This window comes from Mucilaginibacter sp. P4_C11, assembly GCF_056402115.1.
Genome location: NZ_JBFUIA010000014.1, coordinates 1 through 17,958, shown reverse-complemented (window position 1 = coordinate 17,958; position 17,958 = coordinate 1). Strand labels below are relative to the sequence as shown.

Sequence of the window (17,958 nt, the reverse complement as noted above, 5' to 3'; positions counted from 1 at the left end):
TCTTGCATTTACACACCAATTATTAACGTACACCAATTACAATCTTCATGGCAAATCAATTCAAATTTATCGCGTTGCTCTCGCTGCTGCCGGCAACCGCCGCTATGGCCCAAACTAAATGGACGGAGAAAAAATCGGGCGATATTGTTTTTGTAAGCAATACGGGCGGGCAACAGCTGGGTTATGCCACTACATCGGGCGTAAAGATATTGACGGTTGATGGCCTGGCCTTTAAAGACCTGAATAAAAACGGCAAGCTGGATAAGTATGAAGATTGGCGCCTGCCTGTTGATGTCCGGGCCAAAGACCTGGCATCGCAAATGAGTGTGGAGCAAATTGCCGGGTTAATGTTATACAGCAGGCACCAGCCTATACCGGCCGCGCCCGCAGGGCCATTTAAAGGCACTTATGGCGGTAAAGTATTTGCCGAAAGCGGTGCCAACCCCTATGATCTATCCGATCAGCAGAAACAGTTTTTAGAAAAAGATAATGTACGCCATGTGCTTATTACATCGGTACAAACCCCCGAGATTGCAGCAAAATGGAATAATAAGGCCCAGGCGTTTGTAGAAGGCCAGGGGCTTGGTATACCCAACAATAACAGTTCCGACCCTCGTCATGGTACAGTTGCCACTGCCGAGTACAACGCCGGTGCGGGTGGGGCTATTTCTATGTGGCCCGGCTCGTTGGGTTTCGCCGCAACATTTGATCCAAGGGTGGTTGAAAACTTTGGCCATATAGCAGCTTTGGAATACAGGGCCCTGGGTATTGCCACCGCGCTATCGCCACAGGTCGACATCGCTACCGAGCCACGCTGGGCCCGTGTAAGCGGTACTTTTGGCGAAGACCCGCAATTGTCTGCCGATATGGCCCGGGGTTACATCGATGGCTTCCAGACATCCACAGGCGATAAAGAAATTAACGGCGGCTGGGGCTATAGCAGCGTAAACGCCATGGTAAAACACTGGCCGGGCGGCGGCGCCGGCGAAGGAGGCCGCGACGCGCATTATGGTTATGGCAAATATGCAGTTTACCCCGGCAACAATTTTAAGCAGCATTTAATCCCTTTTACCGAAGGCGCTTTTAAGCTGAATGGCAAAACGGGGATGGCTGCTTCGGTTATGCCCTACTATACCATATCTTTTAACCAGGATACCAAAAATAAAGAAAACGTTGCCAACAACTATAACTCGTATATTATTAACGACCTGTTGCGCAAGAAATACAAATTTGACGGGGTGGTTTGTACCGATTGGCTGGTTACCGGCGACGAAACCGCTGTAGATGTTTTCTTGTCGGGAAAGTCATGGGGGGTAGAGGGCTTGTCGGTGGCACAGCGCCATTACAAAATATTGATGGCTGGTGTTGACCAGTTTGGCGGTAACAACGAGGTTGCCCCCGTGATTGCGGCTTACCAGATGGGCGTGAAAGACCATGGAGAAACTTTTATGCGCGCAAGGTTTGAGCAATCGGCCGTACGCTTGCTGCGTAATATTTTCAGAACAGGCTTGTTTGAAAACCCGTATTTGGATCCCGAAGCCACCAAAGCTGTGGTAGGCAATCCCGAATTTATGAATGCGGGTTATGCTGCTCAGCTTAAATCAATAGTAATGCTTAAAAACAAAGGGAATGTATTACCCTTGCAATCGGGCAAAACTGTTTACGTACCTAAAAAATTCACGCCGGCCGGGCGTAATTTCCTGGGAATGGAGACTCCCGAGAAATTAGAATACCCGGTTAACATGGAAACCGTGAAAAAATATTTCAAGGTAACCGAAAACCCCGAGGAGGCCGATTATGCCCTGGTATTCATCAGCAGCCCTAATAGCGGTGGTGGCTACAATAGCCAGGATGCCAAAAACGGCGGCACGGGTTATGTGCCAATCAGCCTGCAGTATGGCGGGTACAAAGCGGTTAATGCCCGCGCCACAAGTATAGCCGGCGGCGATCCGTTAGAAAAATTCACCAACCGGACCTATAAAGATAAATCAGCAACAGCCATTAACGTTACCGACCTGGCAATGGTAAATGATACCTATGCAAAAATGAAAGGTAAGCCTGTTATTGTATCGGTAAATATGGCCAACCCAATGGTGTTTTCTGAATTTGAAAAAAATGCGAATGCCATTGTAGTAGATTTTGGCGTGCAGGGCCAGGCCACATTAGATATCCTCACCGGCAAAACCGAACCATCGGCATTATTGCCGCTGCAAATGCCTGTAGATATGAAAACCGTAGAGCAACAGTTTGAAGATGTTCCCCATGATATGAAATGCTATACCGACGACCAGGGCCACGTATATGACTTTGGTTATGGTTTAAACTGGAAAGGTGTTATTAGTGACGCCCGTACTGCAAAATATAAGGGGAGTGTAAAGCCGTGATTGGGGGTATAATTGCGTGAAGCCATCGGGATGATCCTGAAAAACAGGGGTGACTTGTTGGCTTTAGGGCCTCACAACAACCATGTCATTGCGAGCGTAGCGCGGCAATCGCGGACTGTGCAGGTTCACCCTGTATAATTCGCGATTGCTTCGTTCTTCGCAATGACATAAAGCATTAAAAAATAATATTGACGGTCAGTGATTTGCAAATATGTCATTATAAGGGATGAAGCAACAATGATTTTTTTAATCCCGGAATATCATCTATAAATAAAATCTATATGAAAAACTACTTTGCATTGTTTTTATTGATATTGGCAAGTAGCGCCATGTGCTATGCACAAAGCAATAGCCTCAACACGGTAAAAACCAACACCGGGATGGTGTCCGGCAGTGCTAATAGCGATGGCACCGTTCACATATTCAAAGGCATCCCCTTTGCCGCCCCACCGGTTGGCAATTTGCGCTGGAAAGAACCTCAGCCCGTAACACCGTGGGCCGGTGTTAAACAATGTACGGCGTTTTCGGCCAGCCCTATGCAGGCCAGGCCCGATGAGTTTGGTGTTTATACCCGCGAGTTTTTGATTCCCTACCAGCCTATCAGCGAGGATTGCCTGTACCTGAACGTATGGACTAACGCCAAATCATCTGCTGATAAAAAACCGGTGCTGGTATATATTTATGGAGGTGGTTTTGGATCGGGTGGAGCGGCTTGCCCTATTTACGATGGCGAAGCGACAGCCAAAAAAGGAGTTATTTTTGTTGTGATTAATTATAGGGTCGGGATTTTTGGTTTTTTCGCCCATCCCGAACTTAGTAAAGAATCGGGCCACAATGCCTCTGGTAATTATGGTTTGATGGATCAATTGGCTGCGCTTAAGTGGATAAAACAAAACATCAAAAATTTTGGCGGCGATCCCGGCAATGTCACCATAGCCGGTCAGTCGGCGGGAGCCATGAGTGTGAACTGTTTGGTAGCTTCTCCTTTAGCAAAGGGGCTGTTTCAAAAGGCTATCGCCGAAAGTGGGGCCATGTTTATTAGTGGCCAGTTCGGATCGCCAACATTACAGGAGGCCGAAGAAAGCGGATTAAAATTAGCGCAGCAATTAAAAGCAAACACCCTTGCCGATATGCGGAATATTCCCGCCGCCGATTTGCCTAATAAGTGGCAGGCACGCCCCATTATTGATGGCTATGTATTGCCTGGAACCATAGCAGGTACTTTTGGCGCGAACAAAGAAAACCCCGTGGCCTTACTTACCGGCTGGAATGAAGATGATGCCTTTGTAGGCAAATTAAAAACCGCCGAAGAATATAACAAGCAGATAACGGAACAATACGGCGGCAAAGCGGCGGCTTTTTTACAGCATTACCCCGGTGCGACAGATGCTGAAGCTGCGAGGTCGCAGATAAATATCAGCCGCGATCAAATTTTTGGTGTTCAAAATTATACATGGGCAAATGTGCAAAGCGATAAAAAGCAGGCAAAAGTATATGTTTACCGTTTTGCCCGCCGTCTGCCTGCCACGCCCGATTTTGTAAAATACGGCGCGTTCCATACCGGCGAGGTGGCTTATGCTTATGACAACCTTAAATTCCTGAACCGTCCCTGGGAGCCTATCGACCAGCAATTGGCCACAACCATATCCACCTACTGGACAAATTTTGCCAAAACCGGTAATCCAAATGGGGATGGGTTACCACTATGGCCCAGCTATAACGCCACTGATGCTCAAATAATGATATTGGGCGAAACGCCGGAGGCCAAGCCACTGCCTGATAAAGCAGCTTTAGATTATATGGCTGGGTTGATGGGAACAAAGTAATAAAAGGCTCACGATGTATTGCAACTTCGTGAGCCTAAATAGCTATTTGCCGATATAATAGCTCAGCCCTACATCAAACCCTTTCACCTTTAGCTCGGGTGCTACGCTAATATCAGATAAGGTAGTAGGGATAAAATAATTTATAGATAAATCCCATTTGCGGCCGATGTTTAAGCCTGCTCTTGGCACAAACTGGAACCAGAAATTTGTTGTCGACGGATATTTATCCTCCTTGTTATAACTCAATGAAGCAACATCATTTACAACAGCCGTTTTGTTGGCGCTTGCCGGATAACGCGAGTAATTAATATTGATGCCTGCTCCTCCGTAAACCTTTACATTTTCGGCATTGTAAATATTGTAAATCAGTTGCGGCTTTATAGATACCGTTTGCTGTTCGGGTTTATAAGTGCTGGTGGTAACTACCGTGGGGTCAACAGTTTTTCGTGCCATTTTGCCCCTGGTTATGGTAAAGCTAAGCTCTGTCCTAAATAACAACCTGCCCACGTTTGGGTTAAAAGGAGCATCTAAACCAATACTGAATTTGGGGAAATATGAAGTTTTGCTGCTGCCTGTGCTACCAGCGGGCGGTGCTGCTGAGTAATTTAAATTAGTGGCATTAATACCGGTGCCTACAAAAAAACGAATACCTGTTTTTGTACCCATTTCGTCATCCATTTTGCCCGGCGACTCGTTATTTAATTCTGCAATCACCCGTTTCAGTTCCTTTTCGTTATATTTTGTTTTTACAATATGGTCTTGTACATCAAAAGTTTCGGCCCAGTATTTTTTTGCCAGCGTCAAAAATTGCAAGTTGTATACATTTTTTGTTTTCACCGTGAGCGTTTGAGGGTCCATATATGCCTGGTAAAGCAGTTCAGTTGGCCCGTCCGGGCTTTTGTTATCGTTTATATAGAAGCGGGTTTTAACCTGGTCGGAATAGGAGAACAGCGAAACATTGTCGCCCTTTTTTACCAGCTTTAAGAAAACATCTTTGGTTACCGTGGTGGTATCAAACTCATCTTTCATGGTTTGTATATCAATTCTGGCCATGCTTACGGCAACATGGGCGCTTTTGTAGGCCTCCAGTCCGGTCAACTCAAAATAACTCAGGTCGCTTGGGCCAAAAGTTTGCGCCTTATCACTAAGTATTTTTTTGAAGCCAATATTGCCGGGATTATAGTTCCACTCCCTGTAGTTGATATAGCCATTAACGGTTTCGCCTTTAGTGGTCACAATAAAACCTGGTTTATAATTAGTTTGTGCGATAGCGTAAGAACAAGAGAAAAATGCAAATAGCAATAAGTAATAATATTTCATTTTGATACCGTGATAGGGTTTAGTTTTAATATAGCGGCGAAAATACGTTATTAATAGATTGGGAGTTAAGTATTTATTTTTTAAAGAGCTGCCCTGATTACTTTCACGGGGTTGCCGCGTTCCAAGGAGTGGTGTGCCAGCCATTGGCTTTCCATCTGTGCTATTTGCTTTTCGGCCTGTATGGCCATAAGCTTAGCTTCCAGTCGCTCGGCACAAAGCTTTTTATTTTGTAGTTGCGAACGGCTATCCATAGCCAATACTTGCCGCCCTGTGGGTATATGTGTGCCTCGTACTGCTGTTTCTACCTTATTTACATTTTGCCCTCCGGGGCCCGATGCACGCAGGGTTTCAAACTTTACATCGTTAGGATTAAACTTTACCTGCTCACCCACACTAAAAATGCCCACCCCAACAAACCAGTTTTTGCGCTTGTGAAATTTGCGGTATGGGCTTTGCGCTATCCATTGTACAGTGCCGTTCCACTCGTTTATAAATTCATCAGCTTTATCGCCCTGTAGCAGAAGTGTTGATGATAATAACGTGTTGTTTAACTCCGCGCTTTTGTTTTCTATCACCGATAATTCCAGCCCGGCACCGCAGGCTTGTTTCAGCATCAAATCCTGTACTTTGGCCACCACCAGGCAACATTCCAGCGGACCTTTGCCTGCTGTTATTTGTATGATTAATTTTTTCATTTTACTATTCTTTATTCATGCGTACAATGCGCGGCCAAAATTTGCCCTGTATGGCAACCAGTTCGGTTTGCGCCTTCATTACCAATTCAATATCCTTATAGGCTGCAGGGTTCTCTTCAATACTACCATCAATCAATGTTACATCGGCCCCGGCCAGCATTTTTTTCATAGCCGATTTGGTGGTGCTGCCCCTGGCGTCATGCCTGCTCATGGCCCGGCCCGCGCCATGCGATGCCGAGTTTAAGGCATCAGCATTGCCCTTACCCATTACCAAATAAGCAGGAGTGGCCATGCTGCCAGGTACGATGCCTAACTCGCCAACATGTGCGGGCGTTGCCCCTTTACGGTGAATGATGGCTTCGGTGCCATCTGTAAGTTTGTCTTTCCAGGCAAAGTTGTGGTGGTTTTCTATCTTACAAAGCGTTTTTAACCCAAGGTTTTTTAACAGGTTGCAATGTATCCGGTCGTGACAGGCTTTGGCATAATTGCCGGCCAGGGTCATGCTTAACCAATACTCCTGCCCGGCTTCGGTATCCAGATCAAGCCAGGCCAGGGGCTGCGCTTCGCGCGGAAGCTTGCAGGTATTCATGGCCACCTGTGTATAATGGCGGGCAATATTTGCGCCCAGCCCGCGGCTGCCCGAATGGGTAAGCAGCGCCATATAGGTTTTAGCCGGTAAGCCAGTTGCGTTATTCTCGGCCAGTTCTATCACACCAAACTCCACAAAATGGTTACCACCGCCCGATGTACCTAATTGTTGCACGGCCTTGCCGCGCAGTTTTTTAAGCAGCGGTGTTTCATTAAAAAGGGGGCTATCCAATACTTCATGGTACTGGGGTACAGGCAGGCTGCCTTCCATGCCAAAATGTGTCCATTTGCCTATCGCCTGTTTAATTTGGTGCTCATACCTTTTCATGAACTTTTCATCGGCATCAATAATAGTCAAGGCCATACGGCAGCCAATATCCATACCTACTCCATACGGGATCACCGCATTGCTGGTAGCCAGTACGCCTCCAATAGGCAAGCCATAACCACTGTGCGCATCGGGCATTAAGGCGCCGCGGATACTGATGGGTAATGACAGTGCCAGGGTCATTTGCTTTTTGGCTATCTCTTCAATTTCATCGGCCCCATAAATTTTAACAGGGGCGGGCTCGTTCATCAGCTTAAATGTTTTTAATGCCGGTTCTGCCTCGCCGTTAATAAATGCTTCCGCTATTTTTTGTAACCGGTCATCGCCGGTATAGGCAGCCGGCTTATCCCGCACAGCTGTTAATAATGCCATTATATCAGCTTTATTGCTGTGTTTATAGTGCCTGGCTACGGCATTGATGACGAGGCTTTTTAATGCATCGCCTGTGTAGCCTATTTTATCTAATTCTTTTGTTTTTAAATTGCCCATGTGGGTGCTGTTTAATAGCCCATGTATTCCTCTTTTAAGGTATACACGGGTTTGTTTCTTAATTCGTTCTTGTATTTTTTTTGCTCTTCGCGCTCACCTTTCCAGTATTTATACTTACCACCTTTAAGCTTCCACATCCGCGGTTGCAGGTAGTAGCTATTAATATGGCTTTGTATCTCGCCGATTTCTTGTTCAAGCACTTCGTCAATTTGCCATTTGGCATAAACTATGTGTGGTCTTATTATCAGTTCAAACCGCCACGGTTCAGCAAAAACATAGCTTGTTTTCCACTTGCGCAGTCTTGTGCTCCATTCCTCTTTCAGGTAAAAATGTTCTTTTTCGGCTTCAGATAAATTTAGCATGTAGCCGTGAAATTCATAATCTTCAAACTCACGAAGCTTTTGTTGCCTGGCGTCAAAGTATTTGTAGCCTCCTTTACGCATTCTCTTTTTTTTAAATGATCGGTCGTGGTGCCAGCAAAAAGTATTGATCTTATCCAGAAGCGCCTGGTAAAATTCGGCCTTATCGCTCCGGGCGACATCCGAGTGCAAAATAAATGACCGCATCCAGCCACGTTGATAAGGGTGTTCCAATATAACGGGCGGCAGTTTCTGTATCTGATCACTCAACGCGTGCATGCGCCTGTTTAGCTGCATCAACTTTTTATCGAAATCTTTTTTTACGAGCCGTTTCTTTCTCCGGGCCGACTTTTTAATGTACGGCCAATCATGCATGTCCATCGGACTTGTTCGTTTAGTTTTTTGCCAATGTGTTTATGATTTTCAAAAGTTCATCCGCCGTGGCGGATATACCCATTTTGAAATTGCAGCAAACCACGAAACTTAAAAATCCGGCGACATGCAAAACCTTAAGGCGTTAAAAAAACGACAATTACAAAATGCTATTTCAGTAAAAAAGAGTTGCTGCCCACCTGTTTCAGGTAGTGCACTAATGGGATATGGATGAGATACTCTGCGTCATGATTCCTGATTATTATGGGTTAACAATTAAGGAATTGCTGCAAATGTGCAATTAATTTTTGAAAAGAAGAAGGAAATAAATCAACCGCGATGAATGAGTGGGGCAGGTGGTGTGATCATTATTGCTTCGTACCGGGCATCATGTATTGGAATTTACAACACATTCGCTTGAACGCTGGCTAAGTCGTAACCGACATACTAAATAGTTATCCCTTCATTAGAAGCATAAACGCATTAGTAAACCAAATTTAGACAGCTTCTAAATCAAAAATCTTCGACTTATGGCTTCGGGCTCAATACTTAGTACTCAAAACCTTAACACTAAATCTTCAGCCGCACATTTATCTTATCCAACAGCCCGGTAAGCCATACCATTACAAAGGCAAAAACAATGCACTTGATAAGCCCGCCGGTGCCTTGGCTCAGGTACTCGGGGTAGCCAATGTTGCTCATTTCATACAGCGGGTAAAATATAAAGGGCACAATATAGCAGGTAAAGGTGTTGGTGCCTGCCGGTTCAATAATTTTAAACCAGTTGTACTTGTGCTTAAAATCAACCACAAAAATAAATATGGCATAGGCTATCAGGCTGATGCCGGTGCAAATTAAAACCCATGAAGGGGTATCCCTTGTTTTATTAATGCCCCCGCTAAAGTAGCGCACAATAAAGCCCAGGTTAAACAATATAATGGCTATGAGTATAAGTGCTGCCCATAGCATTTTAAGTTCGTTGTTGGCCTTAAGGCGCATGTACAGTACCGATACAAACACCCCTGCCATGGTAAAGGCCTGCATGGCGCCATTGCCTGCTATCCAAACGTATTTTTGTACCGGTTCTAAAAAATTCAGGAAACCAAAGTGCACATCCAGGTTAAACATCATGAAAAATATCCAGGCCGTGGCCTGGATCCATAAATGCCCGCCCGAGTAATAGTAAATAAGCGCGCATACCAGGTAGCTCCAGCCTATTAAGCCCAAAATACCCCACCACGTAAAATGCAACCAGGTATGCCCGGGATCGGATGTACGGTACAGGGCCGACATGGCTATCAGCAACGCTATACCAAAACCCTGGCACAGGTAACGTTTCAGGTTGCTGGTTTCTTTGCCGTAATCTAAAAATATAAAAAAGAAGCTGAAGGTAACCAGGCTTTCCCATACCGGCTTGGGCAGGGCGGTGGCAGCCTCATTATAGGTTTCCATATTGGCGTGGTAAAAACCAATAAACACCAGCGCCAACGACCGGCTGGCTATGCGCCCCAGCAATTTATAGTTACCCGTTTTTAACCTGTTTTGAAATGCGAAGGGAATAGATAAGCCAACGATAAATAAAAACGCCGGAAAAATGGTATCGGCAAGGCCCAGCCCATCCGCGTTTTCGGCAACGTGCTTGAGCCATTGAGGCGTACCCGGAATACCATCAAGATCATTAACAAAAATCATGAGCAGCATCGTAAAGGCACGAAAAGCATCAATGGAACGTATCCGGTCCGGGAAAGTATTCATTAAGGGAGTAAATGCATTAGTAAAGCAAATGTTTTAACTAAACGGCAATTAATTTGAAACATTATGGTTACTCAATGGTTTTTTTAGTCCCTGTCGCGGCTCAGCTTACTAAAGGCCAGTGGATTTTCGTTCAGCTCCAGCGTTTCGCGGCGATGCTTAACTATATGAATAGCAGTAAATAAGGCCTCGCGGAACGATACCTCCGATGCCAGGTTTTTACCGGCAATATCATAAGCTGTACCATGATCTGGCGATGTGCGCACAAATTTTAATCCCGCGGTAAAATTCACCCCCGATTCAAAAGCAATTTGTTTAAAAGGGATAAGACCCTGGTCGTGGTACATAGCCAGCACGGCATCAAACTGCAGGTAAGTGCCATTGGCAAAAAAGCCATCGGCAGGGTAGGGGCCAAAGGCAAGCACATCATTGTCGCGGGCAAGTTCAATCGCCGGTATAATGGTATCCTTCTCTTCGTGGCCAATTAAACCGTTATCGCTGGCATGCGGATTTAGCCCAAGCACGGCAATTTTGGGTTTACGTATCCAGAAGTCGTTTTGCAAACTGTGGTTCATCAACTTAAGCTTGGCCACAATTTTATCAACAGTAATACTTTCAGATATTTTTGATACCGGGATATGGCCGGTAACCACACCAACACGCAACGTATCGCTCACCAAAAACATAAGCGATTCGGCGGCACCATCGCGCTCCTGCAAATACTCGGTATGGCCCGGGAAGTTAAATTTATCGCTCTGTATGTTATCCTTATTAATAGGGGCTGTAACCAGGGCATCAATATAACCCTCTTTCAAATCGTACGTAGCACGCTCCAGCGAAATAAATGCGTATTTACCACCGGCCTCGGTAACCATACCGGGCTCAATTTTTACATCTTCTTCCCAGCAATTAATCATGTTGGGTTTTTTATGCTGCACCTGCGATGGGTCGTTAATTACCTGGAAATTCAACTCGGCAACGCTGGTAGCCCTGCGGTGAAACGATGCCACCTTGGTATGGCCATAAACAATAGGTGTACAATAATCATAAATTTTACTATCGGCCAGGGTTTTAATAATTATCTCTAAACCTATCCCGTTAACGTCGCCTATGCTAATGCCTACTTTTATTTTATCGCTCATGATTTTTTATGATTTCACCGATTATTATATGATTTCACCGATTATTTGGAGGTGATTTCACTGATTAATCCGTGATTGAATTTATATTGGTTGTCCCGAAACTATCTCCAGGATTATTTTTGTTCTTATTTTTAATCTACCGCTCCCGTCTTGATTCCTGACTCTAACCTCTTGATTCTCTTCCCCGGCGTTCCCTGCGGGCCGGGCTTTACGTTCATACTGCACAGGCCTTAGCCACGGGCCGGTATCCACTTCAATCCCTAACGCAACCTGTCTGAACCGGGATTCATCGGATTAAGCGATTTTCAGGATTACAGCTTGTTATCCGGTTCCAATTCCTGCTTCTCACCCTTTGCCTTTCGCCTTTTACCACTTTTCGACTTGAGCCTTTTGCCTTTTACCTTTCGCCTTTCACCTCTTTCCTCCCGCAAATAAAACATTTGTTCCCAATCAATGCGCAAATATCACGTAATTTGCTCAAATATTTGACAGATAATGACATTGGTAAGGGCAAAAAAACATTTAGGGCAACACTTTTTAACCGATAAAAATATTGCAGCCAAAATTGTAGACAGCCTGAAACCCGAAGGCAGGTTTACCAATGTGCTGGAAGTTGGCCCCGGCATGGGCGTACTGACAGACTTTTTATTGCTCAAAACGGAGTACGAAACCTCGGTGATTGATATCGACGATGAATCGGTACAATACCTTAAAAAAAAATACCCCCAGCTGGGTACCCGCCTCATGAATGCCGACTTTTTGGAAATGGATTTTAAAACCGTTACCGATAAGCCCTTTGCCATCATCGGTAATTTTCCTTATAATATTTCGTCGCAAATACTTTTCAAGGTGTTGGATAACCGCAGCCAGGTTATCGAGGTAGTGGGCATGTTCCAGAAAGAAGTGGCCGAACGCTGCGCCGCCAAACCGGGCAGCAAGGAGTACGGCATCCTGAGCGTGTTTTTGCAGGCCTATTATAAGGTAGAATATTTGTTTACCGTAAAGGCAGGCGTATTTAACCCGCCGCCCAAGGTGCTTTCGGCTGTTATCCGTCTTACCCGCAACCAGGCCGAAACCCTGAACTGCGACGAAAAACTGTTCTGGCAAATTGTAAAAGCCGGTTTCAACCAGCGCCGCAAAACCCTGCGCAATGCCATATCATCCCTCATCAACAAAGAAAAGATGACAGAAAACCCAACGCTCGATCTACGCGCCGAGCGCCTGAGCGTGGATGATTTTGTAAAGCTGACGAATGAGGTGATGGCGGCGAGGTAGATGAAAACGAGCAATGCCATATGGTTAATTTTGCTTGGTATAAACATGCTGGTTCCGCGTGTTTACGCGCAGCAAAGACCCCCGGCCATCATATCAACAAAAACAGTGGTGCTTAAGTACCAATCCCAAACCGATACTTTACGGCTACCCGTTGTAAACAATAAATATCCTGCTTTAAAAAAAGCAATGAGCTATCAAAACCTGTTTGATGGCGATGACCTGGATACTGTGGTAGCCAACTATAAAAATTGCGGCTGCGGAATAACCGGGTCGGAATTTGAGGTGACCTACCAGGGTGCCGATATAATATCCCTCACGCTTTTTTTCGAAACCATGGGCGCATATCCCGATAGTTATTGGCGGTGGCACACGCTTGATATACACACCGGCAAAGCATATCCAATTGAAAAGGAATTGAACCCTACAGGCCTCGCCTGGCTGTATAAAAAGTACAAGCACATTGTTAAACAGCGTATAGCAGCCGATAAATTGGCCACGCCCGACGAGGATGAACATACTTTTAATAGCTTAAAAACATCGGTTGATACTCTTCGGAGCCGAACGTTATTTAGTATGTATGTTTTTACAGCCAAGGGCATCATCTTTTCAACCCCGCCAATATTACCACACGCCATACGTTCGCAGGAGCCAAATCGTGATTGGTTTGTACCCTATAGTAAGCTGAAAAAGTTTAAAACCGTTAAGGCTAAAGTTGTTAGATTTGGATTGTAAATATTATTTTAAAGTAAATCATTTAAACCAACCTAAATCGACACGATGAGCAACCAATTTGAACAGGTAATGTCAAAAAGGACGGATGCAGAACTACTGAAAATCATCAATAGCGAACCCGGACATTATCAACCATCAGCCCTTGAAGCAGCGGATATTGAATTTAAAAAGAGAAATCTTTCGAATGAACAGTTGTTAATAGCTGAGGAAGTGATCAATCAAAAACAGGAAGTTGACATAGCCAAATCAAATGCCTCGCTCGGGCCGGCTGCAAAGTTTTTTGCGTTATTATTTCCCGGATTATTAATGGTCCTGTTTTCTGCGAATTTTTATGCAGATGGATATTACAGAAAATCTAAAGAACTGCGTAGATGGACACTCTATGGTTTGTGTGCCTATGGCGGATTAATTTTATTATCGTTGTTGTCATCTTATTTTTCGTAACAACCTGATTCCCCTCACTCCTCAATATTATAAACCGATATCCTGTTATCCGCCTCCAAAAAAGCGCAATGATGCCGTTTAGGAATGGCTATTATACGCTCTATTCTGTTTTCGGTAGCCAGCGTAGCTATCAGGCGGGGGGTATCGTCGCTAATGTCGTAAACCATGGCTTGGTTGCCGCCGGCTAATACCAGCTTGTTGTCGGTTAATAATTTAATATCGGTAGCTTCAGTATTTTGTGCAAAAATTGGAGAGCTGATCTTTAACTCTTTAATTGTTGGCTTAACTATTACACAACCGTCTTCGGTTAGTAGTGCTATTTTTTGGGCGGCATGATAGCTGGTTACATCAAATTTAATGATGTTGCTTTCTACATTTAACAACTCTGTTTCTCCCGCTATGTGTATTCGGAGCAATAAAGAGTCATAGCTTGCTTGTCTTAACGGCTTCTCAATAAATAATCAAGGATAGTTTCATTCGAGCCATCTGAAATCTCGGTTTTCCAAATTAGTTTATATACAGGAGCATGACATTCGTCGATTTCCTTTTTTATCGAAAGGCGAAGTGGCGAAGTTAGTCCTTCAAATTGGAGGCGATGTGGGATATCAGCGCTTATTTTTATCACCTGGTCCCATTGATTTTTAAAATTTTCATCGCTGAAATAACTTTTTCCGAATAAATAATGAAACCAGAAATATGGATAAACCTTAAGTGCTTTTTTGTAAAAGTTATTGAACCATTGCTCTGGATGTTTTGGAATTATTTTTTTTAAAAGCCGCCATCCCGATTTTTCGAACAGCACAAGTTTAGGGTTATGCTTCCAATAAGCGTTAACTTCATTCTTTAAATATTGGGGTATATAAGCGTTTTTTGTGGCCGCAAGAAACCAGCTGGATATCATCCGATCTGGGCCGGGGCGGTCAAAGGCAAAAAAGCCGGCTTTTATATGATCATAAATCCAATTATCCAAAGGCGTGGTACAATAACAAGTGGCATCAACCCATATGCCCCCGTGTTCTGCTAATAAATTAATCCGTATGATATCAGATAATGCCTGTGGAGTGGTTTCAGCATTGGGTAAACTTATATATTCTACAATATTGTTTTTATCCAGCAGTACGATTTTCCAATTTTTATTGTTTGTAACCCAGGATTCGAAACATTTTTGAACGATAGCTGGAGCGGAAGGAAGCCCTTGCAGCCATAGAAACCAAATAATTTTAGGAAAACTCTCTTCGTCTTGTTCATTCTTCATAAAAGTACAATCACATCATGTGGCTATTCTGGTAATTTCAACCACCTTGCCACAATGCTATTTCATTTGCATTACCGCAGCCATAGTTGCTATACCTTGCCAAAGGTAGCTCACCCTTACATTTTCATTTTCGGCGTGTTGGTTATTATCGTAATTAACTAATGGCACAGTAATAACCTTTGCGCCTAATTCCTGTTCAAAAACAAACAGGGGCAGGCTGCCGCCAGAACTTGGCGAAAGCAGCACCGGGTAATCAACCGTACCCTGAACGGCTTTTACAACAGCTTGTGCTATGGGCAAATCAAGCGGTGTACGTTGGGCGTTGTAACCGGCATCGTGGGTTATTTTAATGATCTTTGGGTAGGTAATCCTTTCCTGGTCTGTAGGTTCTTTGTCTATAACATAATAGCCCTGGGCGCGTATATGGTCGGTTACTTTTTGAATTTGCCTGTCCATATCATTGCCGGGTACCAGGCGCAGGTCAAGCACGGCTTCGGCTTTCACCGGGATTACGTTTGATGCCTGTTTGCCAACATTACCACTTGCCATGCCATTAATATTAAGTGTTGGCAGCATAAATGCATTCACCAGGGGGCGTGTGCCGCCTTCGGTGCGGGCAATACCAAGCTCTTTTTTTAAGCCGGGCTCAACCGGCGGTACTTTGGCCAGTGCTTCTTTTTCGCCCTGGCTCAGCGGGGTTACATCGTCGTAAAAACCTTTAATGGTTACCCGGTCGTCATCATCTTTCATCCCTGCCAGTAATTTGGCCATGGCCAGGCCGGGGTTGGGTGCCCAGTTGCCAAAGTTGCCGCTGTGCAAGGGGCGTTTGGGGCCATAAATAGTAAGCCACATGTTAACATCGCCCCTTACACCAAACACTACTATATTTTTGTCCGATGGATGCCTGGCCCCATCGCAAATAATCCAAAGGTTGGATGTTAGTTTAGCTTTATACTTTTTAAAGATTGCCGCAAGTTGTGGCGAGCCTTTTTCTTCTTCGCCCTCAAAAAAGAATTTGATGTTGCATCCCGGCTTTATTTTGCTTTTTATCAGTGCATCATAGGCGTTGATAATGCACATAACACCAGCCTTGTCATCGGCACTGCCACGGCCGCTCAGCCGCCAGCTGGTATCAATGGCATCGCCGCGTTTATAGTTAACAATATGGCCGCCCTGCTCAATTGGCGCGGTAATAAAAACGGGCTCAAATGGTTTTAGGCCGGGCGCCCACTGTTTGGGGTTTACCGGCTGGCCGTCGTAATGGGCATAAAAGGCAATAGTTTTGGTGGCCCCCGGCACTTTTACCTCGCCAAAAACAGCCGGATTGCCATTGGCGGTGGTAAGCAGTTCGGCTTTAACGCCGCGCTTCTCCAGCATGTTTTTAACAAATGCCGCGTTAAGGCGGATGTTAGCCGAATCAACTGTTTCATTGGGGATAGCTACAAAGTTGAGGTATTCGTCAAAAATTGCCTGCTGATTGGTTTTTATAGCCGCATTTATTTTTTGCTGGTTTGTTTGGGCTGATAGTAGCTGGGCACCCAAAAACATCAGGGCGATAAAACAGGTATTTGTTTTCATAAGGATGGTAAATGACCAATATAAGCAAATTATATGTTCAATCATTTGGATATATTTGACATGCTATAACGTTGTTAATACCAGTTACCAACCGCCAAGTTAAACCGTGCTCATTTAAACGTTAACCATGAAAAAAGCATTGCTACCTATCCTCCTGGGGATTATATTATTAGCACCAGCCATTAATGCCCTTGCGGCAGAAAGTACCATATCAACCGGAAGCCAGCCACAGGTTAGCGCCGATAATAAAGGCATCATCAGGATAGTATTTGGCGATAAGGACAATATTTTTTGTGCTACATCTGCTAACCAGGGCGTTTCGTTTTCAAAACCAGCGCTGGTGGGGCATATAACAAACATGCATTTGGGCATGTCGAGAGGGCCGCAGCTGGCCAGTTCGGCCAATTATTCGGTAATTACGGCAATGGATAAATCGGGCAATATCCACTGGTTCCGGTTAAAAAATTCCTCTTCAAAATGGGAAAAGATGGGTGTTATAAATGATATTGACCAATCGGCGCCCGAAGGGCTGATGGGCATAGCTGCAGATAAAAAAGACAACTTTTATGCCGTTTGGCTGGATACCCGGACGGGGCACAGGAACCAGGTTTATTTTTCGGGGTTGGCGGCGAAAAGCACCAGCTGGTCAAAAAATATATTAGCCTACCAATCGCCGGATGGGCATGTTTGCGAGTGCTGCAAGCCCAACATTGCGGTACATGGGCAGGAAGTGGCCATTATGTTCAGAAACTGGTTGAGCGGCTCAAGAGATTTGTATGTAACCAAATCTGTAGATGGCGGCAAGGTTTTTCAACCGGCGCAAAAAATGGGCACCAATACCTGGGCGCTTAATGGCTGCCCTATGGATGGCGGCGGCATTGTTGTTGACGAAGCAAATAGCATCCATACCGCGTGGCAACGTAAAGGCGAAGTTTTTTACGCGCAGCCGGGCGGTTCAGAAAAGTTGATAGGCAAAGGCCGAAATTGCGCCATTACCGCGGCCGGTACTAAAACTATAATTTCATTTCAGGAGAATGATACGCTAAAGGTTGTATCGGCCCCCAATAAAAATGCCGTTATGGTAGGCAAAGGCGGCTTCTTAAAATCTATCCCGCTGGGCAGCAAGCAAATGCTTTGCGTGTGGGAGCAGGATAACGTGATTAATTTAAGGTAATGATGCCAAAAATAGTTGGTGGAATTAGTTAAAAAAAGCAGTATATAGCAAATGCAGATATAAGAGTACCCAGGCTCTGCAGAGGTGCAACCTGCCAGCAATAATATTTGCGAACGATACCATGGCCGGACGAAAGTCCGGCTTTTTTTATTCATGGTAGAGTTCAAATATGGCTAAGAAAACCTATTGCCATTTTGTTTATTCTTGAGGAACAAGTACCATAGAATAAACTCTTTTTTCTATGC

Annotated in this window: 15 protein-coding genes; 6 read left to right on the top strand and 9 right to left on the bottom strand. The window is 44.8% G+C overall.

From position 1 onward, the window contains the following. Positions 1-47 precede the first annotated feature (47 nt). The gene (locus tag AC1DU2_RS14280) at positions 48-2,384 is read left to right on the top strand and encodes a glycoside hydrolase family 3 protein (RefSeq protein WP_477385035.1); all 2,337 of its coding nucleotides are present in this window, start codon (positions 48-50) and stop codon (positions 2,382-2,384) included. A 281-nt stretch (positions 2,385-2,665) separates the two neighbouring features. Beyond that, complete coding sequence (locus AC1DU2_RS14275) at positions 2,666-4,210, top strand: carboxylesterase/lipase family protein (protein WP_477385034.1); 1,545 nt, start codon at positions 2,666-2,668, stop codon at positions 4,208-4,210. A 42-nt stretch (positions 4,211-4,252) separates the two neighbouring features. On the opposite strand, the gene AC1DU2_RS14270 is transcribed toward AC1DU2_RS14275, so the two are convergent. From AC1DU2_RS14270 to pdxA, 6 genes are all read right to left on the bottom strand, one after another. Then, positions 4,253-5,530, bottom strand: a complete 1,278-nt coding sequence (locus tag AC1DU2_RS14270; RefSeq protein ID WP_477385033.1) for an outer membrane beta-barrel protein — start codon at positions 5,528-5,530, stop codon at positions 4,253-4,255. Positions 5,531-5,610: 80 nt separating this feature from the next. Further along, entirely contained in the window at positions 5,611-6,225 is a 615-nt protein-coding gene (gene prfH / locus AC1DU2_RS14265; RefSeq protein WP_477385032.1) for a peptide chain release factor H, read from the bottom strand. A gap of 4 nt (positions 6,226-6,229) precedes the next feature. Then, positions 6,230-7,630: an RtcB family protein gene (locus AC1DU2_RS14260; RefSeq protein ID WP_477385031.1), complete on the bottom strand. Its 1,401-nt coding sequence runs from the start codon at positions 7,628-7,630 to the stop codon at positions 6,230-6,232. Positions 7,631-7,641: 11 nt separating this feature from the next. Continuing rightward, complete coding sequence (locus AC1DU2_RS14255; RefSeq protein ID WP_477354632.1) at positions 7,642-8,370, bottom strand: hypothetical protein; 729 nt, start codon at positions 8,368-8,370, stop codon at positions 7,642-7,644. Between the two features lie 561 nt (positions 8,371-8,931). After that, positions 8,932-10,116, bottom strand: a complete 1,185-nt coding sequence (locus AC1DU2_RS14250) for a DUF5009 domain-containing protein (protein ID WP_477354629.1) — start codon at positions 10,114-10,116, stop codon at positions 8,932-8,934. An 83-nt stretch (positions 10,117-10,199) separates the two neighbouring features. Then, on the bottom strand, positions 10,200-11,255 hold the full coding sequence (gene pdxA, locus AC1DU2_RS14245; protein ID WP_477385030.1) for a 4-hydroxythreonine-4-phosphate dehydrogenase PdxA: 1,056 nt from the start codon (positions 11,253-11,255) through the stop codon (positions 10,200-10,202). 495 nt (positions 11,256-11,750) lie between these two features. On the opposite strand from pdxA, the gene rsmA reads away from it, so the two are divergent. The 3 genes from rsmA to AC1DU2_RS14230 are packed head-to-tail and all read left to right on the top strand — an operon-like array spanning position 11,751 to position 13,706. Then, positions 11,751-12,530, top strand: coding sequence for a 16S rRNA (adenine(1518)-N(6)/adenine(1519)-N(6))-dimethyltransferase RsmA (gene rsmA / locus AC1DU2_RS14240; RefSeq protein ID WP_477385029.1), 780 nt, complete (start codon positions 11,751-11,753; stop codon positions 12,528-12,530). Continuing rightward, complete coding sequence (locus AC1DU2_RS14235) at positions 12,531-13,262, top strand: hypothetical protein (protein WP_477385028.1); 732 nt, start codon at positions 12,531-12,533, stop codon at positions 13,260-13,262. It begins immediately after the preceding gene. A 45-nt stretch (positions 13,263-13,307) separates the two neighbouring features. Next, the gene (locus AC1DU2_RS14230) at positions 13,308-13,706 is read left to right on the top strand and encodes a hypothetical protein (protein ID WP_477385027.1); all 399 of its coding nucleotides are present in this window, start codon (positions 13,308-13,310) and stop codon (positions 13,704-13,706) included. A gap of 14 nt (positions 13,707-13,720) precedes the next feature. On the opposite strand, the gene AC1DU2_RS14225 is transcribed toward AC1DU2_RS14230, so the two are convergent. Genes AC1DU2_RS14225 through AC1DU2_RS14215 form a run of 3 tightly spaced genes read right to left on the bottom strand, consistent with a single transcriptional unit; the run spans position 13,721 to position 16,539 of the window. Continuing rightward, entirely contained in the window at positions 13,721-14,122 is a 402-nt protein-coding gene (locus tag AC1DU2_RS14225) for a hypothetical protein (protein WP_477385026.1), read from the bottom strand. A gap of 23 nt (positions 14,123-14,145) precedes the next feature. Continuing rightward, positions 14,146-14,961 carry a capsular polysaccharide synthesis protein gene (locus AC1DU2_RS14220; RefSeq protein WP_477385025.1) on the bottom strand — a complete coding sequence of 272 codons (816 nt, stop codon included), beginning with the start codon at positions 14,959-14,961 and terminating at the stop codon, positions 14,146-14,148. A gap of 57 nt (positions 14,962-15,018) precedes the next feature. Further along, positions 15,019-16,539, bottom strand: a complete 1,521-nt coding sequence (locus AC1DU2_RS14215; protein WP_477385024.1) for a M20/M25/M40 family metallo-hydrolase — start codon at positions 16,537-16,539, stop codon at positions 15,019-15,021. 127 nt (positions 16,540-16,666) lie between these two features. Between AC1DU2_RS14215 and AC1DU2_RS14210 the strand changes: the two genes are divergently transcribed. After that, a complete protein-coding gene (locus tag AC1DU2_RS14210) occupies positions 16,667-17,713 on the top strand; it encodes a hypothetical protein (protein ID WP_477385023.1) in 1,047 nt (348 codons plus the stop codon). The last annotated feature ends 245 nt before the right edge of the window (positions 17,714-17,958 follow it).

Bases quoted from the DNA above. Each gene is read 5' to 3' on its own strand.
- AC1DU2_RS14280 (WP_477385035.1), top strand. From the start codon at position 48: ATGGCAAATCAATTCAAATTTATCGCGTTGCTCTCGCTGCTGCCGGCA.
- AC1DU2_RS14275 (WP_477385034.1), top strand. From the start codon at position 2,666: ATGAAAAACTACTTTGCATTGTTTTTATTGATATTGGCAAGTAGCGCC.
- AC1DU2_RS14270 (WP_477385033.1), bottom strand. From the start codon at position 5,530: ATGAAATATTATTACTTATTGCTATTTGCATTTTTCTCTTGTTCTTAC.
- prfH (WP_477385032.1), bottom strand. From the start codon at position 6,225: ATGAAAAAATTAATCATACAAATAACAGCAGGCAAAGGTCCGCTGGAA.
- AC1DU2_RS14260 (WP_477385031.1), bottom strand. From the start codon at position 7,630: ATGGGCAATTTAAAAACAAAAGAATTAGATAAAATAGGCTACACAGGC.
- AC1DU2_RS14255 (WP_477354632.1), bottom strand. From the start codon at position 8,370: ATGGACATGCATGATTGGCCGTACATTAAAAAGTCGGCCCGGAGAAAG.
- AC1DU2_RS14250 (WP_477354629.1), bottom strand. From the start codon at position 10,116: ATGAATACTTTCCCGGACCGGATACGTTCCATTGATGCTTTTCGTGCC.
- pdxA (WP_477385030.1), bottom strand. From the start codon at position 11,255: ATGAGCGATAAAATAAAAGTAGGCATTAGCATAGGCGACGTTAACGGG.
- rsmA (WP_477385029.1), top strand. From the start codon at position 11,751: ATGACATTGGTAAGGGCAAAAAAACATTTAGGGCAACACTTTTTAACC.
- AC1DU2_RS14235 (WP_477385028.1), top strand. From the start codon at position 12,531: ATGAAAACGAGCAATGCCATATGGTTAATTTTGCTTGGTATAAACATG.
- AC1DU2_RS14230 (WP_477385027.1), top strand. From the start codon at position 13,308: ATGAGCAACCAATTTGAACAGGTAATGTCAAAAAGGACGGATGCAGAA.
- AC1DU2_RS14220 (WP_477385025.1), bottom strand. From the start codon at position 14,961: ATGAAGAATGAACAAGACGAAGAGAGTTTTCCTAAAATTATTTGGTTT.
- AC1DU2_RS14215 (WP_477385024.1), bottom strand. From the start codon at position 16,539: ATGAAAACAAATACCTGTTTTATCGCCCTGATGTTTTTGGGTGCCCAG.
- AC1DU2_RS14210 (WP_477385023.1), top strand. From the start codon at position 16,667: ATGAAAAAAGCATTGCTACCTATCCTCCTGGGGATTATATTATTAGCA.